Here is a 12,391-nt window from a genome sequence, read left to right on the forward strand (position 1 = left end):
GGCGGCGGCGCAGGCCGACGCCGGGGGACATTTGCATAGGGGCCTGCCGGCCGCGGCGGGGCCCTCAACGCTCGCGATCAACCTGATCGAAGACGGAACGAAAAACGGCCCGGTTTTCACCGGGCCGTTTCGTGTCGCGTGCCGACCAACGGTCGGCACCCGCCAGCACCGGTTTATTCGATCGGCTGGTCCAGCATCAGCTGGCGGGCGAAGCGTACCGGCGGGGCGCCGTAGGACAGCATCTGGTCGTGGTAGGCCTTCAGGTTGAACTTTTCGCCCTGCTTGGCCTGCACGGCCTTGCGGGTGTCGAAGTGCTCCTGCGCGCCCACGAAGTAGGTCGGCAGCTGCGCCGAGGTCAGCTGTGCGCGCACCCACTTGCCCGACGCCTCGCTTTCCTGTTGGAACGCGTCGTGGGTCATCAGGTGCATCGCCTGCTCACGGGTCCAGTTGTCCACGTGCACGCCCTGGTCCAGGATCGCGTTGGAAATGGTGCGCAGGTAGAACTTCAGCTGTACCAGATGGAACAGCGGGTCGTTATCCAGGTAACCCTGTTCCTGCATCATCCGCTCGGTGTAGACCGCCCAGCCTTCCGCGAACAGGCCCGAACGCAGCACCGCGCGCAGCGTGGAGGGGAACTTGCCCGAATGCCAGCCTTCCAGGTAGTGGCCCGGCGTGCCTTCGTGGATACTCAGCAGGTGGATCATGCGGCTGTTGTATTCACGCAGGAACGAGTCGACCTGCTTGTCGGTCCAGTCGTCCGGAATCGGCGACACCGCGTAGAAGGTCTTCAGGTTCTTGTCGAGCGGGCCCGGCGAATCGCAGTAGGCCACGGCCACGCCGCGCTGGAATTCCGGCATCAGGATGATGTCCACCGGCGAATCGGGCAGCGTCATCAGGTCGTGCTTGCGCACGAATTCGGTGGACTGGGCGAGCGCCGCCTTGGCGTCGTCGACCACCTTGTCGCGGGCCGGCTTGTCGGCATACGCCAGTTCAAGCGCGGCCTCGATCGCCGCCTGCTGCTGCGCGTCGCTCGGATTGGCCGGCAGCGCCGGTGCGCCCGGCTTGTCCTTGAGCACGGTCTGGGCGATGCCATACATGTCCTGGCGTACGCGGGTGAGTTCGGCGCGTGCGCGCTCGCCGATCTCGGCGCGCGACAGCGAGGAATTCAGCGCGAACTTCAGCTTCTGGTCGTACAGCTCGGCGCCGATGCGGAAGTCGCCCTTGGCGTTGGGCACCAGCGTCTTGTCCAGCCAGGTCTGCTGTTCGTCCACCGCCTTCTTCAGGCCATCGATGGCGGCCTGCAGGCGCTTGCCATCCTCGGCCGGCAGCTCGCCGATGTGCGGAGTGATGAAGGTATCGACGATGCTGAGGATGCCGCGATTCTGCTTGGCCACGGTTTCGGCATGGATCTTCGGCACGCGCGCCGGGTCCAGGTTCTCGCGGGCCTGGGCAAAGATCTGCGGCAGCTTTTCCATGCGCGCGGTGGCCGACTTCAGTCGCTCCGGCAGCGGCGCGAACTCGCGTGCCATCAGGCCGTACAGGGCGCTGCCGGCGGTGCCGTTGTAGATCTGCGGGTCCCACTTGGAGGCTTGCAGCACCTCGGCGTTCCAGATCTCGGACTGCAGCTGGTTGCGCAGGATCGCCGCATCCACCTGGTTCTCGCGCGAGAGCTTGCTCACGTCGACCTTGTCCAGATCGCCGAGCAGGCCCTTGTACGCGGTCAGCATCTTCTGCTGGCCGGCTGCGCTCAGGTCATCGATCTCGCTGTCGTAGCGGTGGTCGCCGATCTGGGTGGCGCTGATCGGCGACAGCTGCATCCAGGTGTCCAGGGCGCGCTTGGACAGGTCGGCGAAGCTGGCGTCGACGGCCGCATCACCGGCGGCGGTCGCTGCCGTGGTGCCCGTTGGAGCGGTGGGGGCATCGGCCTGCTGGCAACCGCCGAGGGCGGCGATCAGGGCGAGGGCGAGAAGATGCTGGCGCATCGGCGATCCTGTGCTGTGGTCAATCCCCGAGCATAGGCCCCACGGCGGGGTTCCCGCCCGTGCCATTGGATTACCATGGTGCTTTCCCGCCGGGAGGTGTGCCATGCAGTACGAAGGGAGCTGCCATTGCGGGCAGATCGCGTTCGTGGTCCAGGCCGATGAGCCGATTGCCGAGGTCGTGGACTGCAACTGTTCGCTGTGCCGGCGGCGCGGCGGCCTGCTCTGGTTCGGTCCGCGCGCCGCGCTGACCCTCGGTACCGACCCGGCCCAGCTGGCCACCTACCAGTTCAACAAGCATCACCTGGAGCACCATTACTGCCGCGACTGCGGGATTGCCCCGTTCAGCGAAGGCGTCGACCCGCGCAGCGGGCAGGCGATGGTGGCGGTGAATGTGCGCTGCCTGCCGGCGCTGGACCTGACCGGACTGAACATAACCTCGTTCGATGGAGCAAACATGTGATGACAGGGACGATGTGGCGCCATGGCGCCGTGGCAGGGATGCTGATGCTGGCCCTGGCCGGGTGCAGCAACAAGGAGCATGTGGCGGCCGACGCCAGTGCCGCGGGCGCGGTGGCGTCGCCGGAAGGCGCCGCACTGGCCTACGAGCACGACGTGGAGATCCAGCTCGACGCGGCGCAGATCGGGCCGCGCGTGAAGCAGATCAGCGACGCCTGCCAGGCCAGCCGGTTTGGTGACTGCGCGGTGCTGCAGGTGGGCCAGCAGGGCGGTGAATACCCGTCCGGTTCCATCCGCGTGCGGATAGCGCCGAAGGGTGTCGAACCGCTGATCGGGTTGGCTGGCCAGGGCGGCGATGTCGCCTCGCGCAACACCCAGGCCGAGGACCTCGCCCAGCAGGTGGCGGACACGGCGTTGACCAAGGCACGGCTGCAGAAGGAACACGAGCGCCTGCTGGCCTACCAGGACGACAAGAGCATCAAGATCGCGGACCTGCTGGTGGTCACGCAGCGGATGTCGGAGATCGAGGCAGGGCTGGAGCAGGCCAACAAGGAGGCCGCCAATCAGCGCCGTCGCATCGACACCCAGTTGCTGACGCTGCGCTTCCAGACCCCGTCCGGCCAGCGCAGCCGCAGCGAGATCGGCGAGGCGCTCAGTGACTTCGGTGCGACCCTGAACAGCAGCGTGGCGTTCGTGATCCGCGCCGTGGCTGCACTGCTGCCGGTGGTGCTGGTGGCGTGGCTGTTCGGCTGGATCGGATTGAAGCTGTGGCGACGCCGTCGGCGCAAGGTGGCGCAGGCACGCGGATGAAGCGTATCGACCAACGGTCGATACCTGCCGGGCGAGCGCCACCATGGCCCGCGCCACCCGGGTAGCGCACGACCGTTGGTCGTGCGTCGCCTGCGGGATCAGCCTTCGTCGGTCTCGTATTCGACGAACACATCCAGCTCCAGCGCGAGCTCCTGCACCGCATCGCGCACCTTCTGCGCGGTGCTTTCATTGCCGACCTCGACTTCCAGCTCGTGGGTGCCCGGGCCGATATCGTCGGAGAGGCCAGCCGAGCTGGAGTCATCGTCGTCCATATGCGGCATCAGGTCGTCGGTTTCCTCGACGTGCTCGATACCCTCGATGCTCTGGAGCAGGTCGCTGATGGCGCGCGCGTTGTCCTCGCTGCCGGTGATCCTGAGTCGCAACATGGCCATGGGGAAGTCTCGGGTAGAAGGGGAATTCCACCCTATCGAGCCGACGGACAAGAGCGGGTGAGGATCGGTCAGCGGCTGGCGCGTCATGGCGGATCGTGCGACGTTCGTTCAGGCGGGTGGCAAGCCCAGCAATTCATCCGGCAACGCCGGTATCGGCGTGCGTTCGTCCTGTGCCTCGCGCTTGAGCCAGTCCATGAACGCCAGCGCGGTCGGACTGAGCGGGCGGTGCTCCGGATGCACGATGTAATAGGCGTAGCGCGCCTTCAGTGCGGGACCCGGCAGGCGCACCAGCTCGTAGCGCTGCAGGTAGGGCTGCGCGATGTGCTTGCGCGCCAGCACCGCGCCGATGCCGTATACCGCCGCGCGCATGGCGTCGGTGCTGTCGCTGAAGATGTGCTGCGCGGGCAGGTCCAGCCCGCGTACGCCGGCGGCGCGGAACCAGTCGCGCCAGCCCTGCGGCGACATGTCGCTGACCAGCGGCAGCGTGGCGATCTGCGCCGGCTCGCGCAGGGCCGACACACCGGGCAATGCCGGTGAGGCCACCGGGCACAGCTCGTCATCCATCAGGTGGTGCGCGGCCAGGCCCGGCCACTGCCCAAGACCGTAGCGGATGCCCAGTTCCGGACCGTTCTCGTCGAAGCGGACCAGCTCGCTGCTGGTCTGCAGCTCGATGCGCATGCGCGGGTGCAGGCGGGTGAAGCGCGGCAGCCGCGGCACCAGCCAGCAGTAGGAGAGCGAGCGCAGGGTGGTGACCCGCAGGGGCACGATGCCGGCCTGCGGGTGCAGGTTGCCGGCCACCGCGTTGAGATCGCTCAGCGCGGCCGCCGCCGCGTCGGCCAGTTGCCGGCCTTCCGCGGTCAGGCGCACCCCGCGCGCCTGGCGCTGGAACAGCACGGTGCCCAGCAGTTCTTCCAGCCGCCGCACATGGTGGCTCACCGCGCTCGCGGTCAGGTGCAGCTCCTGGGCGGCATGGGCAAAATTCTGGTGGCGCGCGGCGACCGCGAACACCCCCAGCGCGGGCAGCAAGGCAGGGCGCAGGATCATGAGCGAGACCCAAATCATATTTGTGGCTGGCATGGATACTACGCGCTTGTGGGGCGCGGGCGGCCGGCGGATGCTGTGCCCCTGATTCCCGGAGCCTTTGCCATGATCCTGTTCGTGTCGCGTTGTTCGCCTGCCTGCCGACGCGCTACCGGGGGGCGCTCGTGAGCGGGGCGCCCGTGGCGGCCGGGGTGGTTGAGCGCGACTGGCGTACGCCACTCGAACTCACCGTACTGGGGGCGATCTGGGGGTGCTCGTTCCTGTTCATGCGCGTGGCGGTGCCGTCGTTCGGCCCCTACGCGCTGGTCGAGGTGCGCCTGCTGCTGGGCGCGCTGGTGCTGCTGCCGTTCCTCTGGCAGGCGCGCGCGCAGTTCCCGGCACGCCGCTGGCGGTGGCTGGTGCCGATCGGCCTGATCAACTCGGCCATTCCGTTCGTCCTGTTCGCGTGGGCCGCGCAGCGCGCCCCCGCCGCCATCGGGGCGATCTGCAACGCCATGACGGTGCTGTTCGCCGCGCTGATCGCCTTCCTGCTGTTCGGCGAGAAGATCGGCATGCGCCGCGCCATCGCGTTGCTGGTCGGGTTTGCCGGCGTGGTGGTGCTGGCCACGGCCAAGGTGTCCGGGCTGAGCATCGGCGCGGCCGTGATTGCCGGCTCGCTGGCCGCGCTGCTGTACGGGCTGGGGGTGAATCTGGTGAAGCGCCACATGACCGGCCTGCCGCCGGCGGCATCGGCCGGCGCCACCTTGGGCAGCGCCGCACTGCTGATGCTGCCGATGGCGCTGACCCACTGGCCCAGCGCACCGATCCCGACGCTGTCCTGGGCCTGTGCCATTGCCTTGGGCGTGGTCTGCACCGGCTTCGCGTTCCTCATGTTCTACCGTCTGATCGCCCGCATCGGACCGGCCCGCGCGTCCACCGTGACCTACCTGGTGCCGATGTTCGGCGCATTGTTTGCCTGGCTGTTCCTGGGCGAGCCGGTGACCTGGGCGATGGTGATCGCCGGCGCGTTGATCCTCGGCAGCGTGGCGGCCAGCCAGAAGCGGTGACGGGGGCGATCAGCGCACCGGCACCGGAATGTTGCACAGGTCGATATGCCCTGCGGCGCGCTTGTAGAAGTCATCCACCCGGTTGCGCCGCGCCTCGACCGTATCGGTGAACGTCTTCGAATCGGTACGCAGCACCTGCAGCGTCGGCCGCTGTGCCTCGGGCAGGTCGCTGACGCGTTGGATCGACCGGATCGTCGTGCGCTGGCCGGCGTCGGCATAGAAGCCCATCGGCGCCGGTCCACGCGGCAGCGCGCTGAGCAGCTCCATGCCCTTCAGCACGCGTCCTACCACGGTGATGTTGCGGTCCAGCTGGCGCGGCGACTGGCCGGTCACCACGTACAGCTCGGCACCGATGCTGCTGTCTTCGTCGTTGTTGCGGCCGGCACCCAGTGCGCCGTAGCAGTGCGCCAGCCAGGTCCTGCCGTCCTTCGCGTCCTGGCCGACCGCAAAGCCGTCCACGAAACCGGTGCGGTCGGCCCAGCCGTCGCGGTCTGGAAGGACGCTGACCTTCAGCCCTGCGCTGTCGCGCTGGAATTCCGCCGGCAGCTTGCGCTTGGCCGAGCCCAGCGGCTTGGCCTTGGCGGCATCGTCGGCATCGGCATCGCCGAACTGCACCACGAAGTTGTCCTGTGCGCGGTAGATGCTTTCGCCGTCCCAGAAGTGCTCGTGCGCAAGCGTCTGGATGTTGGCCACATGCTGTGGCGCGAACGCGGGGGCCAGCTCGATCACCACCTGGCCCGCATCCAGGTTCATCAGCAGCAGGTTGGCCGGGTCCGGCGTGCGCCAGTCGCTCGCCGGTGACGCCTCCAGGATCTGCTGCGCGCTGCGGTAGGGCGTAGCCGCCGTGGCAAGCCCCGGGAGCAGGCAGGCGAGGGCGAGTGCGAGCAGGGCAGGACGGCGTGGCGACATGGTGGATCCCGGGCTGGAAGATCCCCGATTCTGCGCGATGCCGGGCACCGGCCGCCAGCGGGCCGGGCCCCTGTCCGGCGGCAGGGTGACTAACGGCACGTTCGCTATAGCTGACTTCGCACTAGTGTTGACTCCACGCTAGCTGGAGATCGTCATGAGCGACCACGAGGCCCACCTGAAGAAGTTCCAGAAGGAGCTCAGCGCCGGCACCGTTTCGCTGGCCCTGCTGGCGGTGCTGGCCAAGGCGGGCGAGCCGCTGTACGGCTACCTGATTGCCAAGGAGCTGGAGCGGGTCGGCGAAGGCGTGCTGAGCGGCAAGCAGAGCGCGCTGTACCCGGTCCTGCGCAACCTGGAAGGGGCCGGCCTGCTGGAAAGCCATATCGAACCGTCGGTGGCCGGGCCACCGCGCCGCTACTACCGCATCAACGAACGTGGCCGCGAGGTGCTGGAGCAATGGATCCAGGCCTGGCGCGCCACCCGCGATTCCGTGGATTCCGTGTTGGAGGGGGTACTGCAATGAACGACCAGACCAGGGCGGGCGAGAGCCTGCCGACCACCATCGGGCAGTACCTGGCGCAGCTGCGCGCGGCGCTGCACGACGCCGACCCGGCCATGGTGCAGGACGCGCTGTACGACGCCGAGGAGTACCTGCGCTCGGAACTGGCGGCGCAGCCCGGCCGCAGCGAGGCCGAGGTCATTGCCGACGTGGCGGGCAGTTACGGCGCGCCGGAGGAAGTGGCCGAGATCTACCGCGAGACCGAGATCACCGTGAACCGCGCGCTGCGCACGCCGAGCGCCAGCGTGCGCCCGATCGCACGGGTGGTGCCGGCCCAAGTGGCACCCGACGTAGCCACCGCGACCGCGACCGCAGCCGCGGGCGGCGGGGCGCCGCCGACGGACCGCATGCCGCCGCCGCCGCGTTCGGGGCTGGCGCGCTTCTTCGGCGTGGCGCTCGAGCCGCGCACCTACGGGGCGCTGTTCTACATGCTGCTGTCGCTGGCGACCGGCATCTTCTTCTTCACCTGGGTGATCACCGGGCTGTCGATGTCGCTGGGCCTGATCGTGCTGATCATCGGCATACCGATGACGGTGCTGTTCTTCGGCTCGGTACGCGGCCTGGCACTGCTCGAAGGCCGGCTGGTGGAAGTGCTGCTGGGTGAACGCATGCCGCGCCGGCCGCGCTATGCCGATCGCAGCCGCAGCTGGCTGCAGCGCATCGGCGACATGTTCACCGATGGACGCACCTGGCTGACGATGCTGTACTTCATGCTGATGCTGCCGCTGGGCATCCTGTACTTCACCATCGCGGTAACGCTGCTGACGGTGTCGCTGGTCTTCATCTGGGCGCCGGTGGCCTCGATGTTCGCGCTGGGCGCGCCGAGCCTGTACTTCGAAAGCGAACTGGTGGTGCTGCCGCTGTGGGCCACCCCGGCGCTGGCCGTGCTGGGGGTGGTGCTGCTGTTCTGCACCATGCACCTGGCGCGCTTCATCGGCCACCTGCACGGGCAGATGGCGAAACATCTGCTGGTGCGTTTGTAGGTATCGGAGGTGACGACCAATGGTCGTCACCTGCTCGGGTGCATGCATCGGGATGACGACCAACGGTTGTCATCCCGCGCGGCAGGTATCGACCGTGGGTCGATCCCCCGTCACCCCGCTTTTTTGCGGATCGGCGTGACATTGCTGGCGGCCTTGGTCGCCTTCTTCGGCTTTGCCGCCGCCTGCGCATTGGCCGCGAAGAAATCGCGCACCTTCGGGTACACGGTTTCGCGCCAGCGGCGGCCGCTGAAGATGCCGTAGTGGCCCGCGCCCTCGACGATGAAATGCTCACGGCGCTCGGCCGGAATACCGGTGCACAGTTCCTGCGCGGCCTCGGTCTGGCCCAGGCCGGCGATGTCGTCCAGTTCGCCTTCGATGCTCAGCAGGGCCGTACCGGTGATCGCGCCCGGATCGACACGCTCGCCCTGCACGTACCACTCGCCGCGCGGCAGCAGGAATTCCTGGAACACCACCTGGATGGTGTCCAGGTAGTAACGCGCGGGCATGTCGAGCACCGCGTTGTATTCGTCATAGAAACGGCGGTGCGCGTCGGCGTCTTCCATGTCGCCCTTCACCAGGTCGGCGTAGAAGTCCCAGTGCGAACTGAAGTGGCGGCTGGGGTTCATCGACAGGAAACCGGCGTGCTGCAGGAAGCCCGGATACACGCGACGCCCCGCGCCGGGATAGCCCGGCGGCACGGTGTGAATGACGTTGTTCTCGAACCACGACAGCGGGTTCTGCGTGGCCAGGTTGTTCACCGCGGTCGGGCTGCAGCGTGCATCGATCGGCCCGCCCATCATCACCAGCGAACGCGGCGTGGTTTCGCCGCGGCTGGCCATCAGCGACACCGCAGCCAGCACCGGTACGGTCGGCTGGCACACGCTCACAACGTGCAGCTTCTCGGCACCGAGGTGGCGGATGAATTCCTGCACGTAGGCGATGTAGTCGTCGAGTCCGAACTCGCCGTCGCTGCCCGGTACCATGCGCGCGTCGACCCAGTCGGTGACGTACACGCGGTGGTCGCGCAGCAGGGTGCGCACGGTATCGCGCAGCAGCGTGGCGTGGTGCCCGGACAGCGGCGCCACCACCAGCACGAACGGCTGGTTGAGCATGGTGTTGAGCTGGTCGGCTTCGTTGCTGTGGCGCTTGAAGCGCAGCAGCTTGCAGAACGGCTTGCTCACCTCTTCGTGCACCACGATGGGCACGCGCTCGCCCTCGACCTCGATTTCGTTGATGCCCCACTCGGGCTTCTCGTAATCCTTGCCGATGCGATGGAACAGCTCATTGACCGCCGCCAGGCGATCGGCGCCGGGCATCTGCGACCACCAGTGGCCCTGGTTGGCGAAGAACCTGGCGTTGGCCTGGGCCTGGTGCACCCACGGGGCGAGCATGTTGCGGGTCAACTCATGCAGTTGATAGAGCATGACGTCCGAATATGTATGGTCTTATGTTGCCGCGCAGCATACTCCACCCGGGGCAGTCGCGCGTTAATAGGCGACGCCTGTCTCAATTGGCCGCGAGATCAGCGGTCGCCGCGTTCCAGCGCGGCGGCGTGCCCGGAGAGCGCGGGCGAAAGCCAGCAGTGCGAGCCCAGCGCGGTGAAGCCCTCCGCCTTGAGCTGGCGACGGTACCAGGCCGCAGGGCGGGCCTGGAAGCCTTCGTGGTCGCCCTCGAATTCGTCCTCGGCGGTGAATGCTTCCAGGAAGGCGACGCCCCCAGTGAGCTCGGCGAAGCCGGCCAGGGCGGGGCGCAGCTCGCGGGTGGGCACGTAATGCATCACATCCGAGCACACCAGCAGGTCGACCGGCGGGCAGGGGCGCAGCCAGGCGAAATCACCGACCCGGGCAGGGCGCAGGTTGCGGCTGCGCGCATAGCGCTGCACGGCGTACTCGCTGCTGTCGAAGCCCAGATACTGCACGCGTGGACGCAGCTTGAGCAGCGGTGCGCGCCATGCGCCCTCACCGCAGCCGATGTCGAGCACGCTGCGGATCGGCCGTTCCAGGTAGTACTCGGCGCTGGCCACGGCCAGCGCCACCTTGCGCGCCAGGCGCGCGGCGCCACCGGTCTGGTCGGGCTGGTACCAGCGCTGGAAGTAGGCGGCGTCGTAGGTCTTTTCCATGGGCATGTGCGTTTGGATGAAAGCGGCGCTTATCGTACGGTGTGGGGGCGCGGATGCGTCGTCCGGGTGTGGCAATGGGTCGCTTCAGTCCCCCATGGGGCGGCTTAATCCGGCATGCGAGAATGGCGGCCCATCCACGCCAGCCGCCGGAGCCCGCGCATGCAGTCCTACTACTGGGTCAAAACCTTCCACCTGCTGTTCGTGGTGGCGTGGATGGCGGCGGTGTTCTACCTGCCGCGGATCCTGGTCAACCTCAGCGAGACCGCCGGCCAGCTGCCGGTGACTGAGCGCCTGCAGTTGATGGGGCTTCGCCTGTACAGGTTCGGCCACATGATGTTCGGCCTGGCGCTGATCCTGGGCCTGGTACTGTGGCTGGGCTACCGGGTGATTCCGGACTTCCCGACCATGGTGGCCCCGGGCGCGGCGGGCTGGCTGCACGCCAAGCTGGGCCTGGTGGTGCTGCTGCTGGTCTATTACTCGTGGACCGGGCGCCTGCTCAAGGGCGCGGTGCGGGGCCGCACGCTGCCGTCGTCGCGCGCGCTGCGCTGGTTCAACGAGCTGCCGCTGGTGCTGTTCATCGGGGTGGTGTGGCTGGTATTGGCCAAGCCGTTCTGATTGTCAGCTCACGACCAACGGTCGTGAGCTGCCGGAGCACGGTGCAACGCCGGTGGGGCGAGTGCGGGACCGCCATGCCCTTGCCTGCGAATGTCCCCCGGCGTCGGCCTTCGGCCGCCCCCTCCTCCTTTACTTCGCCGCAAGGGCATGGCGGCCCCGCACTCGCCCCACCGGCGTTGCGTCGTGCTCCGGCTTTTCCCTGCGAACCGCAAGCCGAGCCCCGTCGCGGGCGGTAGGTCCCTGGCAAAGTAAAGGAGGAGGCGGCGCAGGCCGACGCCGGGGGACATTTGCATAGGGGCCTGCCGCCCGCGACGGGGCCCTCAACGCTCGCGATGAACGTGATCGAAGACCCTGCACCAAGCTTCTCCGTCTCTAGGAATGGGACGGTTCGTTTTGGGGGCGAAGAACGAAAAAACCGGGCGCATAGCCCGGTTTTTCGTGGCGAAGCACGCCGCAGCCCATCAGGCTGCTTCGTACGCCCCGTAGCTGCGCAGGCGCTCGTAACGCTTCTGCAGCAGTTCTTCGGTGGACAGCTTTTCCAGCGCGTCCAGCTCGTTGAGCAGCACGGCCTTCAGGCGCTTGGCCATCTGGGTCGGGTTGCGGTGCGCACCGCCGGTCGGCTCGCGCACCATCTTGTCGATCAGGCCCAGGCCCTTCAGGCGCGGGGCGGTCATGCCCAGCTGCTCCGCGGCATCCTTGGCCTTGCCGGCGTCCTTCCAGAGGATCGAGGCGCAGCCTTCCGGGGTGATCGTGGAATACACGCTGTACTCCAGCATCACGGTGCGGTCGCCCACACCCAGCGCGAGCGCGCCACCCGAGCCACCTTCGCCGATCACGGTGCAGATCACCGGCACCTTCAGCTCGGCCATTTCCATCAGGTTGCGCGCGATCGCCTCGGACTGGCCTCGCGATTCGGCGTCGATGCCCGGCCAGGCGCCGGCGGTGTCGATCAGGGTCAGCACCGGCAGCCCGAAGCGTTCGGCCATCTTCATCAGGCGCAGCGCCTTGCGGTAGCCCTCCGGCTTGGGCATGCCGAAGTTGCGCCTGATCTTTTCCTTGGTATCGCGGCCCTTCTGGTGCCCGATCAGCATCACCGAGCGGCCACCGATGCGGGCCAGGCCGCCCATGATGGCCTTGTCGTCGGCGAAGGCACGGTCACCGGCCAGCTCCTGGAACTCATCGCAGAAGATGCGGATGTAGTCGGCGGTATACGGACGCGAGGGGTGACGGGCCAGCTGCAGCACCTGCCACGAGGTCAGGTTGCGGAAGATCTGCGCGGTGCGCACCCGCAGCTTGTCCTGCAGGGTGCGCACTTCGGCCTCGACATTGACCGCCGGGCCGGCGCTTGCGCTGCGCAGCTCCTGGATCTTTGCCTCCAGATCAGCGATGGGTTGCTCGAAGTCGAGGTAGTTCGGATTCATCGGAAGCCGTCGTGAAGAAAAGAGGGAAAGTGTAGCCGAATGCGTCTAAATGCCCCGTACG

13 protein-coding genes are annotated in these 12,391 nt (G+C 67.7%); 6 read left to right on the forward strand and 7 right to left on the reverse strand.

What is annotated here, in order from left to right; genetic code table 11:
- Positions 1 to 173: 173 nt before the first annotated feature.
- The gene (locus RT456_RS17255) at positions 174 to 1,982 is read right to left on the reverse strand and encodes a DUF885 domain-containing protein (RefSeq protein ID WP_313348386.1); all 1,809 of its coding nucleotides are present in this window, start codon (positions 1,980 to 1,982) and stop codon (positions 174 to 176) included.
- 103 nt (positions 1,983 to 2,085) lie between these two features.
- Here RT456_RS17255 and RT456_RS17260 point away from each other — a divergent pair, with 103 nt between their 5' ends.
- Positions 2,086 to 2,442: a GFA family protein gene (locus RT456_RS17260; protein ID WP_313348388.1), complete on the forward strand. Its 357-nt coding sequence runs from the start codon at positions 2,086 to 2,088 to the stop codon at positions 2,440 to 2,442.
- Positions 2,442 to 3,248, forward strand: coding sequence for a DUF4349 domain-containing protein (locus tag RT456_RS17265; protein WP_313348390.1), 807 nt, complete (start codon positions 2,442 to 2,444; stop codon positions 3,246 to 3,248). Before RT456_RS17260 ends, RT456_RS17265 begins: the two co-directional genes overlap by 1 nt.
- 98 nt (positions 3,249 to 3,346) lie before the next feature.
- On the opposite strand, the gene RT456_RS17270 is transcribed toward RT456_RS17265, so the two are convergent.
- Both RT456_RS17270 and RT456_RS17275 read right to left on the reverse strand, forming a co-directional pair.
- Complete coding sequence (locus RT456_RS17270) at positions 3,347 to 3,640, reverse strand: hypothetical protein (RefSeq protein ID WP_313348392.1); 294 nt, start codon at positions 3,638 to 3,640, stop codon at positions 3,347 to 3,349.
- Between the two features lie 108 nt (positions 3,641 to 3,748).
- Positions 3,749 to 4,684 (reverse strand): LysR substrate-binding domain-containing protein, encoded by a 936-nt coding sequence (locus RT456_RS17275; RefSeq protein ID WP_313348394.1) that lies wholly within the window; start codon positions 4,682 to 4,684, stop codon positions 3,749 to 3,751.
- A 161-nt stretch (positions 4,685 to 4,845) separates the two neighbouring features.
- On the opposite strand from RT456_RS17275, the gene RT456_RS17280 reads away from it, so the two are divergent.
- Positions 4,846 to 5,727, forward strand: coding sequence for a DMT family transporter (locus RT456_RS17280; RefSeq protein WP_313348396.1), 882 nt, complete (start codon positions 4,846 to 4,848; stop codon positions 5,725 to 5,727).
- A 9-nt stretch (positions 5,728 to 5,736) separates the two neighbouring features.
- Here the strand turns inward: RT456_RS17280 and RT456_RS17285 are convergent, their stop codons facing one another.
- Positions 5,737 to 6,636 carry a peptidylprolyl isomerase gene (locus RT456_RS17285; RefSeq protein ID WP_313348398.1) on the reverse strand — a complete coding sequence of 300 codons (900 nt, stop codon included), beginning with the start codon at positions 6,634 to 6,636 and terminating at the stop codon, positions 5,737 to 5,739.
- Between the two features lie 154 nt (positions 6,637 to 6,790).
- Here RT456_RS17285 and RT456_RS17290 point away from each other — a divergent pair, with 154 nt between their 5' ends.
- The gene (locus tag RT456_RS17290) at positions 6,791 to 7,156 is read left to right on the forward strand and encodes a PadR family transcriptional regulator (RefSeq protein WP_313348400.1); all 366 of its coding nucleotides are present in this window, start codon (positions 6,791 to 6,793) and stop codon (positions 7,154 to 7,156) included.
- Entirely contained in the window at positions 7,153 to 8,175 is a 1,023-nt protein-coding gene (locus RT456_RS17295) for a sensor domain-containing protein (RefSeq protein WP_313348402.1), read from the forward strand. The genes RT456_RS17290 and RT456_RS17295 overlap by 4 nt, the downstream gene beginning before the upstream one ends.
- A gap of 110 nt (positions 8,176 to 8,285) precedes the next feature.
- Here the strand turns inward: RT456_RS17295 and phaZ are convergent, their stop codons facing one another.
- Complete coding sequence (gene phaZ, locus RT456_RS17300) at positions 8,286 to 9,599, reverse strand: polyhydroxyalkanoate depolymerase (RefSeq protein WP_313348404.1); 1,314 nt, start codon at positions 9,597 to 9,599, stop codon at positions 8,286 to 8,288.
- Between the two features lie 98 nt (positions 9,600 to 9,697).
- On the reverse strand, positions 9,698 to 10,294 hold the full coding sequence (locus tag RT456_RS17305; RefSeq protein ID WP_313348406.1) for a class I SAM-dependent methyltransferase: 597 nt from the start codon (positions 10,292 to 10,294) through the stop codon (positions 9,698 to 9,700).
- Between the two features lie 159 nt (positions 10,295 to 10,453).
- On the opposite strand from RT456_RS17305, the gene RT456_RS17310 reads away from it, so the two are divergent.
- On the forward strand, positions 10,454 to 10,909 hold the full coding sequence (locus tag RT456_RS17310; RefSeq protein WP_313348408.1) for a CopD family protein: 456 nt from the start codon (positions 10,454 to 10,456) through the stop codon (positions 10,907 to 10,909).
- A gap of 461 nt (positions 10,910 to 11,370) precedes the next feature.
- Here RT456_RS17310 and RT456_RS17315 read toward each other — a convergent pair whose 3' ends face one another.
- Positions 11,371 to 12,330, reverse strand: coding sequence for an acetyl-CoA carboxylase carboxyltransferase subunit alpha (locus tag RT456_RS17315; protein ID WP_313348409.1), 960 nt, complete (start codon positions 12,328 to 12,330; stop codon positions 11,371 to 11,373).
- Positions 12,331 to 12,391: the final 61 nt, after the last annotated feature.

Source organism: Stenotrophomonas sp., from assembly GCF_032099025.1.
Classification (GTDB): domain Bacteria; phylum Pseudomonadota; class Gammaproteobacteria; order Xanthomonadales; family Xanthomonadaceae; genus Stenotrophomonas.